This is a genomic window from Thermococcus sp. EP1 (genome assembly GCF_001317345.1).
Taxonomy (GTDB): domain Archaea; phylum Methanobacteriota_B; class Thermococci; order Thermococcales; family Thermococcaceae; genus Thermococcus_A.
In genome coordinates this window covers 76215-94155 of sequence record NZ_JXCG01000004.1, presented here as the reverse complement: position 1 = coordinate 94155, position 17941 = coordinate 76215, and the positions used below count along the sequence as shown (strand labels likewise).

19 protein-coding genes and 2 pseudogenes are annotated in these 17941 nt (G+C 38.4%); 15 read left to right on the top strand and 6 right to left on the bottom strand.

Annotated elements, in window-relative coordinates; all coding sequences use genetic code 11:
* Positions 1-14: 14 nt before the first annotated feature.
* Positions 15-1151, top strand: coding sequence for a 50S ribosomal protein L11 methyltransferase (locus EP1X_RS04930; protein WP_055282292.1), 1137 nt, complete (start codon positions 15-17; stop codon positions 1149-1151).
* Here the strand turns inward: EP1X_RS04930 and EP1X_RS04925 are convergent.
* A complete protein-coding gene (locus tag EP1X_RS04925; protein WP_055282290.1) occupies positions 1148-1366 on the bottom strand; it encodes a PCNA-inhibitor in 219 nt (72 codons plus the stop codon). The two genes, EP1X_RS04930 and EP1X_RS04925, sit on opposite strands and share 4 nt — an antisense overlap.
* A 253-nt stretch (positions 1367-1619) precedes the next feature.
* On the opposite strand from EP1X_RS04925, the gene glmS reads away from it, so the two are divergent.
* The 5 genes from glmS to EP1X_RS04900 all read left to right on the top strand — a co-directional run bounded on the left by glmS (position 1620) and on the right by EP1X_RS04900 (position 7276).
* The gene (glmS, locus tag EP1X_RS04920; RefSeq protein ID WP_055282288.1) at positions 1620-3425 is read left to right on the top strand and encodes a glutamine--fructose-6-phosphate transaminase (isomerizing); all 1806 of its coding nucleotides are present in this window, start codon (positions 1620-1622) and stop codon (positions 3423-3425) included.
* Positions 3426-3436: 11 nt separating this feature from the next.
* Positions 3437-6298 carry a peptide transporter gene (locus EP1X_RS04915; RefSeq protein WP_055282286.1) on the top strand — a complete coding sequence of 954 codons (2862 nt, stop codon included), beginning with the start codon at positions 3437-3439 and terminating at the stop codon, positions 6296-6298.
* Between the two features lie 116 nt (positions 6299-6414).
* Positions 6415-6786, top strand: coding sequence for a 50S ribosomal protein L7Ae (gene rpl7ae, locus EP1X_RS04910; protein ID WP_055282284.1), 372 nt, complete (start codon positions 6415-6417; stop codon positions 6784-6786).
* A gap of 68 nt (positions 6787-6854) precedes the next feature.
* A complete protein-coding gene (locus EP1X_RS04905) occupies positions 6855-7067 on the top strand; it encodes a 30S ribosomal protein S28e (RefSeq protein ID WP_004067238.1) in 213 nt (70 codons plus the stop codon).
* A gap of 5 nt (positions 7068-7072) precedes the next feature.
* Positions 7073-7276, top strand: coding sequence for a 50S ribosomal protein L24e (locus tag EP1X_RS04900; protein ID WP_055282283.1), 204 nt, complete (start codon positions 7073-7075; stop codon positions 7274-7276).
* 88 nt (positions 7277-7364) lie between these two features.
* On the opposite strand, the gene dnaG is transcribed toward EP1X_RS04900, so the two are convergent.
* Positions 7365-8774, bottom strand: coding sequence for a DNA primase DnaG (dnaG, locus tag EP1X_RS04895; protein WP_055282281.1), 1410 nt, complete (start codon positions 8772-8774; stop codon positions 7365-7367).
* A gap of 6 nt (positions 8775-8780) precedes the next feature.
* A pseudogene (locus EP1X_RS04890) lies at positions 8781-9177 on the bottom strand (toprim domain-containing protein); the annotation flags it as partial.
* Positions 9178-9457: 280 nt separating this feature from the next.
* Between EP1X_RS04890 and trmBL2 the strand changes: the two are divergent.
* A complete protein-coding gene (gene trmBL2, locus EP1X_RS04885; protein ID WP_055282278.1) occupies positions 9458-10252 on the top strand; it encodes an HTH-type transcriptional regulator TrmBL2 in 795 nt (264 codons plus the stop codon).
* Here the strand turns inward: trmBL2 and EP1X_RS04880 are convergent.
* From EP1X_RS04880 to EP1X_RS04870, 3 genes are read right to left on the bottom strand one after another with little or no spacing between them, the layout of a single operon-like run.
* Positions 10249-10452 carry a helix-turn-helix domain-containing protein gene (locus EP1X_RS04880; protein WP_371180444.1) on the bottom strand — a complete coding sequence of 68 codons (204 nt, stop codon included), beginning with the start codon at positions 10450-10452 and terminating at the stop codon, positions 10249-10251. The genes trmBL2 and EP1X_RS04880 overlap by 4 nt on opposite strands.
* Positions 10453-10457: 5 nt before the next feature.
* Complete coding sequence (locus EP1X_RS04875) at positions 10458-10778, bottom strand: Sjogren's syndrome/scleroderma autoantigen 1 family protein (RefSeq protein ID WP_055282274.1); 321 nt, start codon at positions 10776-10778, stop codon at positions 10458-10460.
* A gap of 1 nt (position 10779) precedes the next feature.
* Positions 10780-11508: an arginase family protein gene (locus EP1X_RS04870; RefSeq protein WP_055282272.1), complete on the bottom strand. Its 729-nt coding sequence runs from the start codon at positions 11506-11508 to the stop codon at positions 10780-10782.
* Positions 11509-11641: 133 nt separating this feature from the next.
* Here EP1X_RS04870 and hxlAB point away from each other — a divergent pair, with 133 nt between their 5' ends.
* The 8 genes and pseudogenes from hxlAB (at position 11642) to aspS (ending at position 17888) form a co-directional block, all read left to right on the top strand.
* On the top strand, positions 11642-12862 hold the full coding sequence (gene hxlAB, locus EP1X_RS04865; RefSeq protein ID WP_055282270.1) for a bifunctional 3-hexulose-6-phosphate synthase/6-phospho-3-hexuloisomerase: 1221 nt from the start codon (positions 11642-11644) through the stop codon (positions 12860-12862).
* A 5-nt stretch (positions 12863-12867) separates the two neighbouring features.
* A complete protein-coding gene (locus tag EP1X_RS04860; RefSeq protein WP_055282269.1) occupies positions 12868-13623 on the top strand; it encodes a hypothetical protein in 756 nt (251 codons plus the stop codon).
* A gap of 1 nt (position 13624) precedes the next feature.
* Positions 13625-14272 carry an HAD family hydrolase gene (locus EP1X_RS04855; protein WP_055282267.1) on the top strand — a complete coding sequence of 216 codons (648 nt, stop codon included), beginning with the start codon at positions 13625-13627 and terminating at the stop codon, positions 14270-14272.
* Entirely contained in the window at positions 14269-14448 is a 180-nt protein-coding gene (locus EP1X_RS04850) for a hypothetical protein (RefSeq protein WP_055282266.1), read from the top strand. Before EP1X_RS04855 ends, EP1X_RS04850 begins: the two co-directional genes overlap by 4 nt.
* A 3-nt stretch (positions 14449-14451) precedes the next feature.
* The gene (locus tag EP1X_RS04845) at positions 14452-15261 is read left to right on the top strand and encodes a DUF4392 domain-containing protein (protein ID WP_055282265.1); all 810 of its coding nucleotides are present in this window, start codon (positions 14452-14454) and stop codon (positions 15259-15261) included.
* A gap of 5 nt (positions 15262-15266) precedes the next feature.
* Positions 15267-15881, top strand: coding sequence for an HD domain-containing protein (locus tag EP1X_RS04840; RefSeq protein ID WP_055282263.1), 615 nt, complete (start codon positions 15267-15269; stop codon positions 15879-15881).
* A 156-nt stretch (positions 15882-16037) separates the two neighbouring features.
* Positions 16038-16548 (top strand): annotated as a pseudogene (locus EP1X_RS04835) (KH domain-containing protein).
* A 23-nt stretch (positions 16549-16571) separates the two neighbouring features.
* Positions 16572-17888 carry an aspartate--tRNA(Asn) ligase gene (aspS, locus tag EP1X_RS04830; RefSeq protein WP_055282261.1) on the top strand — a complete coding sequence of 439 codons (1317 nt, stop codon included), beginning with the start codon at positions 16572-16574 and terminating at the stop codon, positions 17886-17888.
* Positions 17889-17941: the final 53 nt, after the last annotated feature.

Sequence of the window (17941 nt, the reverse complement as noted above, 5' to 3'; positions counted from 1 at the left end):
AATAGTGAGGTAGCATGGAGGAATATATCAAAGAAGTTGTTGAGATGATAAAACAGGGGCTTGATGAGAAAAAAATAAGGGCGAGACTCCCGAAGGAGAGTGCCGATGAGATAATTGAAATAGCAAGGGCTAGAATAAAAGCAAAAAACAAATTCTCAAGAACAGATCTGTGGATGGACTTAGATGGACTTAGATACGCTACCCACGAGATCGTTGCAGAATACAGGGCTAAAAGGGTAAAACCAGAGAGCATAGCAGATGTAAGCTGTGGAGTGGGAATTCAGCTCATCTTCTTCGCAAAATATGCTGATAAGGCATATGCCATTGATATAGATAAGAAGAAGCTTTTCTATGCAATGAAAAATGCTGAGAAATACGATGTTAGAGATAAAATCACTTTCATCCATGGTGATAGCTTGAAGGAAGAAATTGTTAACCAGGTAGAGGCAGATATTATCTTCTCTGATCCTGCCAGGCCACCGAAAATGCCTGAGAGGAGGCTTGAAGACCTTTTACCTAGTCCTCTTGAGGTTTATGAAGCGTATAAACATAAAACAGATGCTTTCATCTTTGACCTTCCTCCCCAGATAAGGAGGGAGAAGATTCCATGGAACGGTGAATTTGAATACATAGATCTCTATGGTGCACTTAATAGACTAACCTTCTACTTTGAGCCCCTAGCAAAAGCAGAACGTTCGGCAGTTATATTGCCCCAAGGCATTAGGCTAGAGAGCGATCCAAATCTAGAAGACATTGTAAAATGGAGTGAGGAAGTTAGAGAGTATTTATATGAAATTCCTCAGAGCATTAATTATGCAGGGTTAATAAATGAGCTTTTTCACATAGTTGATGGTAACCTCTGGATGCTCATGAGGGAAAAAAGGCGAGTATTAGCTACAAGTGACGAAGAAATAAAGAGTGATTACTTCAAAAGACACTACGTGGTTCAAAGTGTTCTGGAGTTCCATCCAGTAAAAATTAATGAGTTTCTAAAAAGAGAGGGATATGGGAGAGCTACCCTTAAAATCTCCATACCCGACACTGAATACTGGAAAGTTAGAAGAAGAATAGAACAAGGATTAAGAGGGGATAAAAGAGCATATCTATTCAAATTCAATGATAAGGCAATAATCGCTGAATCTATTGATTAGCTTTCCTCTTTTTTGGCCGAAACCTCGATTATCTTCATTCTTTGTATTCTCTTTGAACCTATTCTAAGAGCCTTGAAGTAGTCTATATGTTCATTAGGTAGGAATTGATCTAGTTTTGTGGATTTGAGCCTCTTTTTTCGAGTTTTATTGTTTAATGAATTTTCTTTGCTGATTTTAATATCTCCTTTAATGAATTCATCAAGGGTTCTATTCATTTACCCACCCAAACTAATACCATTCAAACAAATATATAGATTTTTTGGAAGTGTTCCAATTATTCTTGAAGGACATGTTGGCATAATCTCCAATTTTCAGAGACTTAAAAGGGATAGAAATTGTTTTGAACTATTCTAACCGAAAAGCAAATGTTTAGCTTGAACTTAGATTGGATGCAGCAAAGGTTTTAGGGAAACCTTTTAATCTATTCTAGAATATTACGATTTACAGTGCAAATGAGGGGGCAGTGAAATGTGTGGAATAATAGGATACATTGGAGAGAAAGAAGCTGCTGAAATTCTTGTTGATGGTCTTAAACGACTTGAATATAGAGGATATGATTCAGTTGGTGTAGTAACGGAAGATGGAAAACTCTTCATAAAAAAAGGAGCGGGTAAAATAAACGAACTTAAGGAGAGATTAGGCCTTGCTCAACTTCCAGGGAAGAGAGGGATTGGTCATACAAGATGGGCCACTCATGGTATCCCTAATGATGTTAATGCTCATCCTCACACTGATTGCACAGGTAAGATAGCAGTCGTTCATAATGGGATAATTGAAAATTATATTGAACTCAGGGAAGAGCTCGAAAGGAGGGGTCATAAGTTTAAGAGTGATACTGATACTGAAATTATTGCCCATTTAATTGAAGAGGAGTTAACAAGATCAAAATCCTTTGAGATAGCATTGAGAAAGGCCCTTTTGAGACTCAAGGGATCTTTTGCACTGGGTATTATATATACAGAGGATCGGGACCATTTGTATTTTGTTAGAAATGAAAGCCCCCTCGTTCTTGGAGTAGGGAATAATGAAATGTTTGCAGCATCCGATATCCCCGCTTTTCTCCCCTATACAAATAAAGTAGTATTCTTAGATGATGGAGAGTATGCAATTGTGGATAAGGATTCTTTTGTGGTGAAAGACCTAGAGACGGGAGATATAAAGGATAAAAAAATCCATGAGATTAACTGGACCCTTGAGATGGCAGAGAAGCAAGGTTATGCTCATTTCATGCTTAAAGAGATCCATGAGCAAGCGAGAGCAGTAAAAGATGCAATACATGGAAATCTTGAAGTAATAAATAAAGTGGCAGAAGAGATAGCAAAGTACGAGAAGATATTTGTAGTAGCAATGGGGACGTCGTACCATGCGGGAATTGCTGCTAAATACCTGCTTCAGCGTTTAGCGAATAAAACAGTCTTGGTAGAGGAAGCAAGCGAATTTAGATATGAATTTGAAGATATAGTGGATGAAAACTCCCTTGTGATAGCCATAACTCAAAGTGGGGAAACTGCTGATACGTTAGCGGCGATAAGGCTTGCTAAGAAGAATGGTGCAAAAGTTTTGAGCATTGTAAACGTTGTTGGAAGTATGGCAACTCGGCTAAGTGATCTTGTTCTATATACACATGCCGGGCCAGAAATAGGTGTCGCTGCTACTAAGACTTATACAACACAGCTTACGGTTTTAATGATGCTTGCAATAGCACTGGCTAAAAAATTGAATACGGTAGATAGAGAGTACCTCATGAGCCTTGAAAAACAGCTTCAAGAACTTCCAAAATATGTTGAGGTAGTTTTAGGCTATGAGAATAAGATAAAGAGCTTGGCAAAGCAATTAGTAATGAAAAGGGGCTTTTTCTATATTGGACGGGGTCCGAGTGTAGCAACAGCCCTTGAGGGTGCTTTAAAACTTAAGGAGATTAGTTATATTCATGCAGAAGGCCTTTCTGCGGGCGAACTCAAGCATGGCCCATTGGCCCTAATTGAAGATGGAGTTCCAGTAGTTGCAATTGCTCCCACTGGAAAGACGTTCGAGAAGATGATCTCTAATATACAGGAAGTCAACGCAAGAAAAGGGTTTGTTATAAGTCTTGGGGATAGCGAGGAACTTAAGAAAGTAAGTCAAGTGTTTCTAAAGATGCCAAAAATAGATGAACTTTTAAGTCCTATTGTGTATATAGTACCACTGCAGTTGCTAGCTTATCATTTAGCGATACTTAGAGGTAATGACCCGGACAAACCTAGGAATTTGGCAAAGTCGGTTACCGTTGAATGAGGTGATTTAAAATGGTGGAGACGAAAGTTAAGGAAAAATCTAAAGGAGGGGAAAAATCCTCCTCATCTTTTGATTTCTCAAAAGTTAGAGTGTATTTGTTTCCCATACTAGTGATTGTTATTGGAATTATTGGGTACAAAATTAGGGCTGCAACAGGTCAAACTAAGTACTTTATAGATCCAGACACATTCTATCACTTTGAGATTTATAAACTCGCAATTCAAGAGTGGATTCCTAAGTATTATCCATTATCTGATGCTCCATTTGGTTCTGTTGTGAAAGAGCCACTAGGTTTATACATACTCCCAGCAATACTATATAAAATGTTCTCCGCCTTTGGAGTTGATGCAATTGGGGTTTTTAAAGCATGGCCCCCTCTTGTTGGGTTCTTCAGTATAATTGGAATTTACCTCCTTGGGAGAAAACTCCATTCGGAATGGGCTGGCATTTGGGCAGCCTTAGCCATGATGTTTTCAGTAGCTCACTGGACAAGGACATTTTCAGGAAATGCTAGAGGTGATGGGCCGTTCTTAATGTTCTTTATTTTCTCTGCTTTATTCATGTTCTACTACTTTGAAAGCAGTGATCTGAGAAAGAAATCCTTATTTGGAGGTCTTTTTATAATCTCTGGTGTGCTAATGCTTACAGTTTGGAATGGTTCTCCATTTGGTCTTATGGTGCTTCTAGGATTCGCAAGTCTCTATGTAGTAGTAACGTTTATCTTTGGCAAAATTGATGAAGTAAAGACGTTCGTTAGAGACTTCTATCCAGCTTATTTAGCAATTCTTCTCATAGGTTACTTATTAACATTCAACGGAATCGTGAGAGTTGGGGGACATATAAAATTCGCATTTGAAGTTTTCCTTGGACTGACATTGCTTACAGTGCTCATGCTCTATGGAGGGAAATACCTTAACTACTCTGACAGAACCCATAGATTCGGTGTTGTTGCTGTTGTTACCCTATTGGGTATTACTGGAGCCTATCTTTATGTTGGTCCCAAGCTTTTCTCATTAATGAGCGGTGCATACCAATCAACCCAAGTATATGAGACTGTTCAAGAGCTGGCAAAAACTACGTGGGAAGACGTAAGGAGGTATTACTCAGTTAAGGGTACTGATGGATTAGTCTTTTTACTTTCTCTTGTTGGGATCGCAATAGTAGGCTTTAAATTCTTTAAAAACACGCTTAATGAAAGTGATGTGAAAAGTGATAATCTTTTCATGTTGGTATTCTATGGACTTTCGGTTTATCTAATGTGGACTGCTGTAAGATTTCTTTTCCTCGCTTCAGGTGCAGTATTACTTGCTTTCGGTATCTTAGTTGGCGAACTTTTTAGGATCGTGGAATCCATGCAGGAAAAGGCCTCTACAAAAGCACTCTACGCTGTATTGTTAATACTTCTTTTTATACCCATACCAATAGTTGGGGCAAACACGACCTATAAGTCTGCAAAGGTTAGTAGAGATGCAGTGACTCCGAGTTGGGAGGAAACCCTTGAATGGCTTAGGGAAAATACACATGAATACGATACTGCAACCTCATGGTGGGATTATGGATACTGGATTGAAAGCTCTTTGTTGGGTAATAGAAGAGCAAGTGCAGATGGTGGTCATGCTAGAGATAGGGACTATATAATAGCCCGCTTCCTTGCAAATGATGGGAATCAGAGTGAAGTGGACTTTGAAAGCTGGCAGCTTAATTATTTTATTGTGTGGATACAAGACTGGGCTAAGTTCAATGCTATTAGTTATTTGGGAGGAGCAATAACAAGGACTGAAAGAGATAAATCTGGTATGATTCTTCCATTCAATCAGAAAATTGGGGAGAAGGCGTATTATAGTCCTTATGGTATTCAGTTCCAGATAGTTGAACAGGATGGGAAGAAAGTAGGAATAATAATAGCTGGTAATCAGCAAGGAGAACCTGTGCAAACAGTAGATTTGCAAACTGGGGAGGTTATACCCGGGAAAGGGAACTTTCCATACGTTGTCTATGTCTTTCCGAATTACGCTGTTGCTGTTTACCATAAAGTGGCAACAAGTAATTTCATGAAACTAGCTTTTGGAGTTCCTATTAGTACAGAGGCACGATTTGTTGGAAAGCTACGTTCGAACTTCCAGCTTGTGAAAAGTACGAATGACTTGAATACATATAAATTTACTCCATTTGGCATTTATAAAATTGAGATTTATAAGAATGGTAGCTGGGAGTCGATTTCAAAGCTTACGCCAGGAGAGTATAAGGCCAAACTTTATATTTCAGCATTTGGAAGGGACATAAAGGACGCCACAATAAAACTAAGGGCATACAATGGAGATAAGCTTGTAAGTGAACAAGTAATAGCCCAGAATGTCAACGTTAACCATCTTAATGAGACCCCATTAGAAGTTGAATTAAAACTACCAAATGCTACAAGATACCAGTTAGTTCTTATACAGAAAGGCCCAGTTGGAGTCCTTACTGAAGCTCCTAAAGTAGACGGCAAAATAACGAATCCAATAAGAGTTTTTGGAGATGGTCAGAGTGGGGAACTTGAATTAAAAGCAGGGTTCAGGAAAGATTATTCAAACCTTGGACTTTATCTTAGGGCAACAGTAATTTATCTTGTTAGAACTAAAGGGGAGAGCAGAGACGACCCGAATGCAGCGTTTGAGCCCCATATGGATATAATTCACTATGAAAAAATTGCTGATGGACTAACTACAAGTGACAAAGTACTGGAGTTCAAAGGAGAAGCTAACTTCCCAGTTGTCATCCAACCATATATTGAAAAGCTCAAAGAAAAATATGGCGATAGAGTAGAGGTTAGAGGGATAAGAGTAGAACCTGTGTTTATAGCTGATAAAGAGTATGTGATATATGAGGGTTGACTCTTTTCTTTTGCCTTTTCTAATTCTCCTTCTTAAAAGAAAGGAAAGATTTAAAAAGCAAGCATCCTTCCCTAACTTGATGACTCGATGAACGATGAAGTTTGGAGGGATGTGAAATGGCAAAGCCAAGTTACGTAAAGTTTGAGGTTCCAAAAGAGCTTGCTGAGAAGGCTCTTGAAGCAGTTGAGGTTGCAAGAGACACTGGAAGGGTTAGGAAAGGTACAAACGAGACAACAAAGGCTGTTGAGAGGGGCCAGGCTAAACTTGTAGTAATAGCTGAAGATGTTGATCCCGAAGAGATTGTGGCTCACTTACCACCCCTCTGTGAGGAAAAAGAGATACCCTATATTTATGTTCCAAGTAAGAAGGAGCTTGGAGCTGCTGCAGGTATTGAAGTTCCATCTGCAAGTGTTGCTATAATCGAGCCTGGTAAGGCTCGTGAACTTGTTGAAGAAATCGCAATGAAAGTTAGGGAGCTCGCTAAGTGAGCTCCCTTTTCCTCACTCTCATTAAATTGAGCGAGTTTTTATATTTACAATCATTAGAGGTGTGAGAAATGTCAGACGAGGGATACCCGGCAGAGGTTATTGAGATTGTAGGAAGGACAGGAGTTACTGGAGAGGTTACTCAAGTAAAGGTTCGTGTTCTTGAAGGTATGGACAAGGGGAGAGTTATCAGAAGAAACGTCAAAGGCCCAGTCAGAATTGGAGACATAGTTATCCTCAGAGAGACTGAAAGAGAAGCCAGAGAAATTAAGGCAAGAAGGTGATGTAAATGGCAAGGTGGAACGTTTGCTCATACTGTGGAAAGGAATTCGAGCCTGGAACAGGAAAAATGTATGTTAGAAACGATGGGAGAGTATACTTCTTCTGTTCGAGGAAGTGTGAAAAGTACTTCTTTATGGGCAGAAACCCAAGAAAACTCAAATGGACAAAGGCATTTGAAGAGGCAAAACTTCAAAGAGCAAAGAAAAAGTGATCTTTCTTCATTTTTCTTCTTAATTTTGAATTGATGGTGTATTTAGCCTTTAATGGATAAAGCTTTCAAAGAAAAAATATAAAAGAGCTTACTCAGCGAAAGTAAGTATTTTGAGGTTTATCGGCCTTCTAACAACGTTGCTTTTCCTTGCACCTACTAGATATTTAACACCTTTCTCACTAACTATATCAATAAGCCGCTGAGTTATTATTCCATTGAAAATTATTGCATATACATCCTCTTTATCGTTCAATGAACTTGAAAGGTCTCTTACTGGTATTTCTGCAATGATATTTTTATTTTCATCTAATAAGATTGCCTTTGAGTCCTTTTTCACTTCCTCAACCCACTGGTTGAATTTATCAATTTCTGGAGGTTTTGATATTTTTATTGGTTTTATAAATCTCTCTTCTCTCTTTTCTTCCCTTTCGGGGGCTCGAGTCTCGACCTTTGGAGCTTCTGAATGAATTTCTGCAGGTACTTCGGGTTTATTTTCAACTGGGGTTTCTATTTTTTCAGCAGGAGCAACCTTCTGTTGTTCCCTCTCTTTTACGAGTTCATAAAAGCTTTTACCCTTTGCAAATAGTTCATTGATTACTTGTTCTGCTGGAACTTTGCTCCTTAAGGATTTAATTATCTCTTTCTTGGTTAGTTCTTCAACTTCTTTTCCTTCTGGGGCCCTAGCGACGTAGTCAATATCTGCCACTTGAAGAAGTTCTTTGAGTATTAGTTCCCCACCTCTATCTCCATCAGTGAAAGCTGTAACAATCCTTTCTTTGCTGAGTCGTATTATAGTTTCTGGAATTGAGGTACCCTCAACGGCTATAGCGTTCTTTATTCCGTGTTTGAGGAGATTAAGCACGTCAGCTCTCCCTTCAACAACAATTATTGAATCTGAGAATGGTACATGAGGTCCTGCAGGGAGTTTTTCTGAGCCATATTCAATAAGTTCCTTAGCCCGTACCTCTTTTTTGACCTCTTCAGTAATCTCTTGGGTCTCTGGGATTTCTTCTTCCATAAGGGTCTCCAGAATCTCTTTAGCTCTTTCAATAATGTACTTCCTCTTTGTTGCTCTAACATCTTCAATCCTCATTACTTTGATTCTAGCCTCTGATGGTCCTATTCTGTCTATAGTTTCTAAGGCAGCTGCTAAAATCGCAGTTTCTACCCTATCTAGACTGGAAGGGATTGTTATATTTCCATAACTTTTTCCAGCTCTCGTATGAACATCAACTTTTATTCTTCCAATTCTTCCAGTTTTTTGCAGTTCTCTTAGATCCAAATCATCTCCGAGTAAGCCTTCAGTTTGTCCAAAAATAGCACCAACAACATCTGGTCGTTCGACAATTCCACTTGCTTCAAATTCTGCGTGGATTACATACTTTGTTGTTCCAAAATCATCCTTCGCAGCCATGCTATCACCTTCTATTTCCTTCTTTTTTAACATTCTTTGCTTATCAAGCAAAATCTGCTGGATTGTAGTCTTCTTTCTCTTCAATCCATACCCCTCCTGTTGGGGGTCAGAAACGGAGATTTTCGGCCCGTAAATATAATCCATATAGGTCTTCAATACCTTTAATGTATTTTTTTGCTATTTTTTTGAACTCTTTTCTTGTTTCGACATCGACTCTACATTTGTACCCTTCTAAATATTGAGCTAATTTCTTTGCCAGTTCTTCACCCTTTCTGTCAAAGTCCGTTAATATCATTATATCATGATAGTGAGAGGCTGTTAGTGCAATCTCCGCTAATGGCAAGCGGGAAAGTTTAATTATCTCCGTTTCGACCCCCAATTTTCGTAAAGCCACCTCGTCTCGCATTCCTTCTACCAGGATAACACCATCAAACTCTCGCAATTTATCTATAAGTTGTTTGAGTCTTTTATAATTTTCGGCGTTCATTTGCCGTCATGAGGAGTGAGAGACAAAGGTATTATAAAGTTTTGGGAAACATTTGTGGTAAATCCCACTCACTTTGCTCAAAATTTTGTTATCTTTAATGAATTGTATGTAAAAAATCAATTACACTTATCATAGTGTATTTTTAATAATATTAATAGTAGCAGAATTGCATACTCATACATTCTAAATAAAATCGTTATGTAGAAAAAGAGCAACTAACAGTGATAAGAAAAATTTATATAGATCGTCGACTTTTTTATAAAAAGAAGAGGTGGTTAAAATGGTAAAAGAAAAAATTGTAGAACTTCTACAGGAACATTTTGAGTTGAATTTATATGAAGCCAGAGCGTATGTTGCTTTAGTAGGTTTTGGAATTCTTACACCTGCAGAGCTAGCGAGTGTTTCAGAGGTTCCAGCTCCTAGGACATATGATGTGCTGAGAAGCTTGGAGAAGAAGGGATTTGCGCTAAGCCAGCCTGGAAAGGCCAATAAATATAGGCCTGTACATCCTAAGAACATTCTGGAGAAATTTATAGAAGACTGGCAAGAGCGGGTTAAAGAAGAACTTGAAGCAAAGAAAAAGGCAAAGGAGGAACTTATAGAACTAATGACACCTCTAATAGAAACTGAAATTCCAAAATATGGCGTTGAAAGAGTTTGGGTGGTAAGAGGAATTAGAAATTCAACTTTAAAGACACAAGAAATGTTAGAAGAAGTTGAAAAAGAAATACTACTTGCTGATAATGGGTATGTTGCAGCAAATCTTGATAAAGAGATAGCTGCCGCAGTGGATAAGGGAGTTAAAGCAAAATTGCTTGTCTTAAAGCAACTCCTTCCTAGACTTGAGACTTCAAAAATCATGGATTATTATAAAGACGGAAAACTGGAACTTAGAGTTCTTGATAAGATAGAGCTCCCAATGTTGATTTGTGATGAGGAAGTCTTTTTCGCTTTAGAAGATCTAGCCGCTAGATACTTTAATTATGAAACCCAAGTATGGATTAAAGACTTCAGAATAGTCGAACTATTCAAGAGCAAATTCAATGAATACTGGGAAAAAGCAGAGAAAGCTTAGATATACTTGAATTTCTCTTCAGCTTCATCCTTTTCTTTAGCTTTCCAAACCAATTTTCCATTCCTCTCGAGACTCTCTATCTTCCCTTGGCTCAAAAGTCTTAATAGAAGTCTTTTTACTTGGGGGATGTTCATTCCTGTTCTATTTGCAATCTCCTCAACTGTCGCTTCTTCATTTTTTAGAATTTCTAAGATTTTCATAAGCTTCACTTTCTCCCCTCCATTCTCTTGTATTTTTCTAGCAGTGTGATTATCATGTCCATAACTTCTAAGTACTTTCTTAACTCATTAACATCATTGGGAAGGGTGTTTGCTAACATGTTCAGTTTTTGTATCAAATTTTCCTCAACACTCTTTAACTCGACTTCTCCATGCTTTTTTCTGTGCTCACAAACAGGGCAGAATACCTTCCCATTTAGTTCAAATAGTGGGGAGCCACATCTGAGGCAGTGCTTATCAAGCATCTTTGCTCCTGAAAGTAGGAGGGGTGTTATTATTTCTCTAATTTCCTTATCACTGAGTACCATATTACTCCCCCATAAGAGTTGTATAAAGCTCAATTAGGGCTTTCTTTCCTAGTTTAGATCTCTTTATTCTGTCTGAAACCTCAGCAATATCGCATGCAATTATATTAAAATTCTTTTTAATCTCTTCTACAATACTAGTCAATTCATCTAATGTTAATTCTCCATGTTGGAACCTAGCGAGTTTGTATTCTGGTTTTAAAACATCCATATCAACGGTTAGGTATACTTCATCTCCTAGGTATTTTTTCATATCTTTGATGATTTCTTCGAGAGAGGAAGTTCTTAAACTTTTATATGCTCTCCATGTCCCTCTTACACGTCTGCTCCTTGGGAGAGCTGGAAATATCCTAACTCGCCGTGTCCATAAGCTTGTCCCCTCAGTTGTGGGAATCATTAACACTGGCCCAACTATACTTGCTCTCTCAATTAGTCGCTCTTCTAAGCTATAAGCAAGCCATGAGCCATGGTCAAGGTAGTCATGCATTAAGTCAGTATGGGCATCGATACTTATCAATGATCGTGGTTTAACACGTTTAATTATTCCATAAGTGGCTAAGTGATCTCCCACTATGTAGCATTTGTCGAACGGGAGCCTATCAGCTAAGAGTTCAACATTACTTGATTCGACCACCATGAAATCCTGTATTATCTTATTTTTTCTAAGTAGTTCAAGGGCGTATATGACTCCCTCTCTATTTGGTTTTTCTCCAAAAGGAATGAAAGTGACCATATTTCTCACGTGAGGCTATTTTGGGCTTATTATTTTTAAATTTATGGGAGAGAGTGACTAGTGGTGAAGGGGTTAAAGTTAAAAGTAACCCTCTTGATGTTAAGTTTGAGGATCATTGGGGAGGTACGTTAAGATGATCTTACAAGTGGCACTTGACTTAACGGATATAGAACAGGCTATTTCTATAGCAGAAAAAGCAGCTCGTGGTGGGGCTCATTGGCTCGAGGTTGGAACACCACTCATAAAGAAGGAAGGCATGAGAGCAGTAGAACTTATGAAAAGAAGGTTCCCTGATAGAAAAATAGTGGCTGACCTGAAGACTATGGACACAGGGGCACTTGAGGTAGAGATGGCAGCTAGACATGGTGCAGATGTCGTCTCAATACTTGGGGTTGCTGACAACAAAACTATAAAAGACGCAGTTACTGTAGGTAGAAAGTATGGAATAAAGGTGATGGTAGACTTAATCGGAGTTAAGAATAAGGTAGAAAGAGCAAAAGAACTTGAAAAGATGGGAGTTCACTATATTCTTGTTCATACGGGAATAGATGAACAAGCTCAAGGAAAGGATCCACTTGAAGATCTAGAAAAAGTTGTAAAGGCAGTAAAAGTCCCGGTTGCCGTGGCTGGTGGGTTAAATTTAGAGACAATCCCCACGGTTATAGAAGCAGGTGCTACCATTATCATAGTTGGAGGAGCAATAACAAAGACGAAAGACCCTGAAGGTATTACCAAGAAGATACTTGACCTCTTCTGGGGTGAATACATGCAGACGATTAGAAAGGCGATTCACGATATCACAGACCATATCGACATGGTAGCTGATTCTTTAAAACTAGAGCAAGTCAGGGGAATGGTAGACGCAATGATTGGAGCAAATAAAATATTTATTTATGGTGCTGGGAGAAGTGGTCTAGTAGGAAAAGCATTTGCAATGAGGTTAATGCACCTTGACTTTGACGTTTATGTTGTAGGTGAAACAATAACCCCTGCATTTGGTGAAGGGGACCTCCTTATAGCAATCAGTGGGAGTGGTGAAACCAGAACTATAGTCGATGCAGCAGAGATTGCTAAAAAACAAGGGGGAAAAGTTGTAGCAATAACCTCATATAAGGATTCAACTCTTGGGAAGCTTTCCGATGTGGTGGTAGAAATACCAGGAAGAACAAAAGCAGATATCCCCACTGACTACATTGCTAGACAAATGCTCACAGAGTATAAGTGGATAGCCCCAATGGGAACGCTTTTTGAAGATTCAACAATGCTGTTTTTAGATGGTATAATAGCTCTATTGATGGCCACGTTCCAAAAGACAGAAAAGGATATGAAGAGAAAACATGCTACATTAGAGTGATTCGTATGTCTTCATTTCCTCATATTTTTATTGGGATTGGGAACAATGGCAATAGGGTTGTCCAAAATATTGGAATAGAAGATGTTCTAAAGTTCTCCATAAACCCTTCTTATTACTTATTGGGGAAATCCTCATTCAGAGAGAAAATCAGGAAGACCTTCTGGGACATTCCAGACAATGCAGTTCTGTGGATTGTGCTAGAAAATAAGCCAATAAATATTGAAATATTGGAGATTATTCTTGATTACCTGCCCAAAAATCCATTAAAACTTGCGTACATCTTAACTCCTCAAAAAGAGCTAATATATGAAAAGAAACCATGGTGGGCCCAGGAATTCGATACAGTATTCTATGATTCTTTATGGGAATTCTTGCACGATTACACAGATGTTTCACTAGAAACGGCCTTTCAAATGGCAGCAAAAAATATTGGAGTTATGTTCACTAGGCTTCATTATTATCTTGAAAACCAAATGTTGGTAAATGTTGATTATGCTGACTTCTTCAACATAGTTAGGGGTAATAATGTAGGGATCTTACGGTTGCTAACTAAAGTTAACTTTGAATGGCATTGGGGAATCTGGGATAAAGGCTTGATAAACATTCTTGTAGGAGAAAACGTTCCCTTAAGCGATGCGCATAAAATACTTTATAATTTTCAGAATTTCCTGAAAGAAAAGGACATAATCTGGGGAATAAAAATGGAAGAGGGCTTAAACAACCGCGTTGAGATACTTTCTCTCTTAGTTAAGAGGTGGTAACATGAAAGCTATCTTTTTTGACATAGATGGAACTCTCTTAACAGAAAGACCTCTCATTATGCTATTTCTTCCACAGGTATATGATACGCTCTCAAAAAAGCTCGGAATATCCAAAGGTGATGCTCGACTAAAATTTCTTAGAGAAATCGCAGAAAGAAAAAATACTTACGAATGGCATGATTGGAATTTTTTCTTTAAGAGCTTTGGACTCGAGTTTAGGTATGAAGAGCTGATAAAGAGTTATCCCCACAAAATTCAAGTGTTTCCGGATGTAATCCCAACGTTGGAGTGGTTAAAAGAAGAGGGATATAAGTTGGGGGTAATAACTAGTGGTCCAGAGTATCAGAGATTGAAACTCAGGATAACGAAACTTGATAAGTACTTTGATGTTATTGTAACAAGAGAAGATGTAAAAACTGTGAAGCCTGACCCTAGAATATTTTTATATGGGTGTGAGAAGTTAGGAATAGAACCGAGAGAAGCTGTAATGATAGGAGATGATTTAAATCAGGATGTGTATGGCCCTAGAAATGTTGGCATGACATCTATCTGGATAAATCGTGAAGGCGTAGAGGATTATAATTTTGCTACCATCGAAATTAGGAGCCTTCATCAGCTTAGAAGTATACTGGGGGGATTTGAAAAATGAAGGAGATATTCAATAAGGAAGGGATTTTCATAAAATTTGAAGAGAAGCTAGTGAAACTGGAAAATGGGGATGAGTTGGTGCATAAGCAAGAACGCCCTACTAATCTATGGTGGGAACTTAAAGAGGTCATAAAGGGAAAAAAGATCAAAATAATTGTATATGAGCTTGGGGAATGAAAGATGATTGCGCATCTAATCAACACTGATATCTATGGACGGGACATTTTGAAAGTTTATTTGGAATATCGAAAGCAAAACTTCAATTTTTTAGAGGATGCCAAAGATCTTTTTTTAAAAAATCTGGATAATGTTCTCATTGTGACATGTTTTCCAATACCTCCAATGCAAATAGTAGAAACTGACGGCCCACCTGGTGCGTTGGCCCTATATAAGACAATTGAAAAACTTGGAGGGAAGGCAGAGATATTAACGTGTGAAAAAATAAAAAGGGCCCTCAACAGATTCAAAGTTAATTTTACAGAGGATCCTTCAGTTGAGGAATACTCTCTTTTGATAAGTGTTGAAACCCCTGGACGGGCAAAGGATGGAAAATATTATTCGATGAGTGCATTAGAAATTAAAATGCCACCTTTTGATGAATTATTTTTGAAAGCGAGAGAGCTTGGGATACCTACCATTGGGATTGGGGACGGAGGAAATGAGATAGGAATGGGAAATATTGCCGAACTCATTAGGAAGTACATCAGGTTTGGAGAGAAAATAACTAGTATTATAGAAGTTGATGAATTAATACTTGCTGCAGTTTCCAATTGGGGTGCTTATGGTTTGATTGCCCAAGTTTCTCTTGAAGTGAAAGAAAATCTCTTGAAAGATTGGGATGAAAGGAGGGTTTTGGAGGCCTTAATTTCTGTAGGAGTTATAGACGGTGTTGTTAAAAAACCTCAGCTTAGCGTTGATGGAATTCCATTTGAACTTCATAAGAATATCTTGACCTTGCTTAATTCGATAATAGAGAGTAGAATTGGGTGAGTACGATGAAAATCGAGGAATATATTCATAATAATGCTAGTTTGGAACTTATACGAAAAGCAGAGCAATTCGCTAGAAATTTCTTTGAAAGAGAGGGGACTCATGGGTTTTCCCATATTAAACGAGTTTTTAATCTTTGTTTACATTTAGGAAAGGAGGAGGGGGCTGATCTTGAGGTTCTAGCTTTAGCAGCATTGCTTCATGATATTGCACGGCCTTTGGAAGACAAGGGAATTGTAGAGGATCATGCAAAAGAAAGTGCAAAAATTGCCCGTCGCTTTTTGAGTTCTCTTGGATATCCCAAAATAGAGGAAGTAGTTCATGCAATAGAAGCTCACCGGTTCTCAAAACCCCCGGAACCAAAAACCATTGAGGCAAAAATACTAAGCGATGCGGATAAACTTGATGCTATAGGTGCGATCGGAGTCGCAAGAGTATTCATGTATTCTGGAGAACATGGAAGAGATATAGATGTCTCGTTAAGGCACTTTGAAGAGAAAATATTGAAACTTAGAGATTTGATGTATACCAAAAGTGCAAAGAAGCTTGCTAACGAAAGACACAAGTTCGTGGAGGAATTCATTAAAAGAATACAGAAGGAAATTGAAGGAGAGCTTTAGGGTTTTCTTGTGAGATACATCTTTTTTGAAGTCTTAATTTTAGAGTGAACAGCTCACTTTTCAGTTCTTTTTGCGATGGGATAAGGTTTTTAAATAACATCTACAAAAGAGTGTTAGCTTATGTTCATTTTTTGCAAATAACTGGGAGGTGAGCTAATGAAAGCACCAATCTGTGAGGTGTGTCTTAAAACGGAGGATATTTTATGTCCAGCAGATGAAAAGAAACTGCAAGAGGGAGTTATTTCTGAGATGGATGTTAGGATTTCAAGGATGCTTTACAAGCTCTTAGGAGATGTTGATGTAGAATTTAAAAAAGCAGTAGAGGCTGGTGACCTAGTAGTTATAATGGTAGGAGAGGGAAATGTCCCTCTTGTCATTGGGAAGGGTGGCAAAAATATCAAGCTCCTTATGAGGGGAGCTTGGAAAGAGAGTGAGGGTAATTGAAGGGATGGAAATAAAAGGGACTGAAGACATCAAAAAGCTGGCGATAGACTTATTATACCCTGCAAGTGTCTTTGGAGTTAATGTAGTGTATGCTCCAGCTGGACAGTACTACAAGGTCTTGATACTTAGAAGGGATAAGCAGAAGCTCCCTGAGAGGCAGGAAATTTTGGAAGATATCTTATCTAAAATCGTTGGCTCTGACGTAAAGATCTCTTTTATCTGATTCTATTTTTTGGAGGTTTAAGCATGTATCGGACACACTATTCAAGTCAAATCACTGAAGAATTGAATGGGAAAAAGGTAAGGGTAGCTGGATGGGTGCATGAAGTTAAGGATTTAGGTGGAATAAAGTTTCTATGGATACGAGACAGAGAGGGTATAACCCAAATTACCGCTCCAAAAAAGAAAGTCTCTGAAGAGCTATTTAAACTTATACCAAAACTCAATAGTGAAGATGTAGTCTCAGTTGAAGGAGTTGTTAACTTTACTCCAAAAGCAAAATTAGGTTTTGAGATTATTCCTGAAAAAATTGAGATTCTTTCAAAAGCCGGGACACCACTCCCCTTAGATCCAACTGGAAAGATTAAAGCTGAACTAGATACTAGGCTTGATAATCGTTTTATAGACCTAAGAAGGCCAGAAGTTATGGCAATATTCAAAATCCGTTCAAGTGTCTTTAGAGCAGTTAGAGACTTCTTTTATAGGGAAGGCTTTGTAGAAATTCACACTCCCAAGATAATAGCTACAGCTACAGAGGGTGGAACTGAACTCTTTCCTATGAAATACTTTGAGAGAGATGCTTTTTTGGCCCAGTCTCCACAGCTTTACAAACAAATTATGATGGCTTCAGGGTTAGACAGAGTCTTTGAAATAGCCCCAATATTCAGAGCTGAGGAACACAACACTACCAGGCACTTGAATGAAGCTTGGAGTATTGATGGAGAAATGGCGTTTATAGAGAACGAAGATGAAGTGATGCAGCTTCTTGAACACCTCATAGCACATGTAATAGCTTATGTGAGAGAGCATAATGAGAGGGAACTAAGAGTTCTTGATTTTGAACTTGAAGAACCAAAGCTTCCTTTCAGAAGGATTACTTATACTGAAGCTCTTGAAATCCTAAGAGACCTAGGAAAAGACATTCCTTGGGGAGAAGATATAGACACTGAAGGGGAGAAACTTCTTGGCCGTTATATTAAAGAAGCCTATGATGAAGATCTCTATTTCATATATCAATATCCTAGTAGTGCCAAGCCTTTCTATATTATGAAGTATGACAATAAGCCAGAGATCTCAAGGTCATTTGACCTTGAGTATAGGGGAATAGAGATAACCTCTGGCGGTCAGAGAGAACACAGATATGAGAAACTAAAGGCTCAAATAGCAGAAAAAGGACTGAACGTAGAGAGCTTTGATTTCTACTTAAAAGCATTCCGTTATGGCATGCCGCCGCATGGAGGTTTTGGTCTCGGTGCTGAGAGATTGGTCAAGCAAATGCTTGACTTGGGCAATATCCGAGAAGTCATACTATTCCCAAGGGACAGAAAAAGGTTGGAACCATAAGAGCTTTATATTCTTTTACCTTTTTATGAATTTAGGAAACAAGTTGGTGGAGG

Excerpts from the sequence above, each read along its gene's own strand:
- EP1X_RS04930 (WP_055282292.1), top strand. The coding sequence starts at position 15 with ATGGAGGAATATATCAAAGAAGTTGTTGAGATGATAAAACAGGGGCTT.
- EP1X_RS04925 (WP_055282290.1), bottom strand. The coding sequence starts at position 1,366 with ATGAATAGAACCCTTGATGAATTCATTAAAGGAGATATTAAAATCAGC.
- glmS (WP_055282288.1), top strand. The coding sequence starts at position 1,620 with ATGTGTGGAATAATAGGATACATTGGAGAGAAAGAAGCTGCTGAAATT.
- EP1X_RS04915 (WP_055282286.1), top strand. The coding sequence starts at position 3,437 with ATGGTGGAGACGAAAGTTAAGGAAAAATCTAAAGGAGGGGAAAAATCC.
- rpl7ae (WP_055282284.1), top strand. The coding sequence starts at position 6,415 with ATGGCAAAGCCAAGTTACGTAAAGTTTGAGGTTCCAAAAGAGCTTGCT.
- EP1X_RS04905 (WP_004067238.1), top strand. The coding sequence starts at position 6,855 with ATGTCAGACGAGGGATACCCGGCAGAGGTTATTGAGATTGTAGGAAGG.
- EP1X_RS04900 (WP_055282283.1), top strand. The coding sequence starts at position 7,073 with ATGGCAAGGTGGAACGTTTGCTCATACTGTGGAAAGGAATTCGAGCCT.
- trmBL2 (WP_055282278.1), top strand. The coding sequence starts at position 9,458 with ATGGTAAAAGAAAAAATTGTAGAACTTCTACAGGAACATTTTGAGTTG.
- EP1X_RS04880 (WP_371180444.1), bottom strand. The coding sequence starts at position 10,452 with ATGAAAATCTTAGAAATTCTAAAAAATGAAGAAGCGACAGTTGAGGAG.
- EP1X_RS04875 (WP_055282274.1), bottom strand. The coding sequence starts at position 10,778 with ATGGTACTCAGTGATAAGGAAATTAGAGAAATAATAACACCCCTCCTA.
- EP1X_RS04870 (WP_055282272.1), bottom strand. The coding sequence starts at position 11,508 with ATGGTCACTTTCATTCCTTTTGGAGAAAAACCAAATAGAGAGGGAGTC.
- hxlAB (WP_055282270.1), top strand. The coding sequence starts at position 11,642 with ATGATCTTACAAGTGGCACTTGACTTAACGGATATAGAACAGGCTATT.
- EP1X_RS04860 (WP_055282269.1), top strand. The coding sequence starts at position 12,868 with ATGTCTTCATTTCCTCATATTTTTATTGGGATTGGGAACAATGGCAAT.
- EP1X_RS04855 (WP_055282267.1), top strand. The coding sequence starts at position 13,625 with ATGAAAGCTATCTTTTTTGACATAGATGGAACTCTCTTAACAGAAAGA.
- EP1X_RS04850 (WP_055282266.1), top strand. The coding sequence starts at position 14,269 with ATGAAGGAGATATTCAATAAGGAAGGGATTTTCATAAAATTTGAAGAG.
- EP1X_RS04845 (WP_055282265.1), top strand. The coding sequence starts at position 14,452 with ATGATTGCGCATCTAATCAACACTGATATCTATGGACGGGACATTTTG.
- EP1X_RS04840 (WP_055282263.1), top strand. The coding sequence starts at position 15,267 with ATGAAAATCGAGGAATATATTCATAATAATGCTAGTTTGGAACTTATA.
- aspS (WP_055282261.1), top strand. The coding sequence starts at position 16,572 with ATGTATCGGACACACTATTCAAGTCAAATCACTGAAGAATTGAATGGG.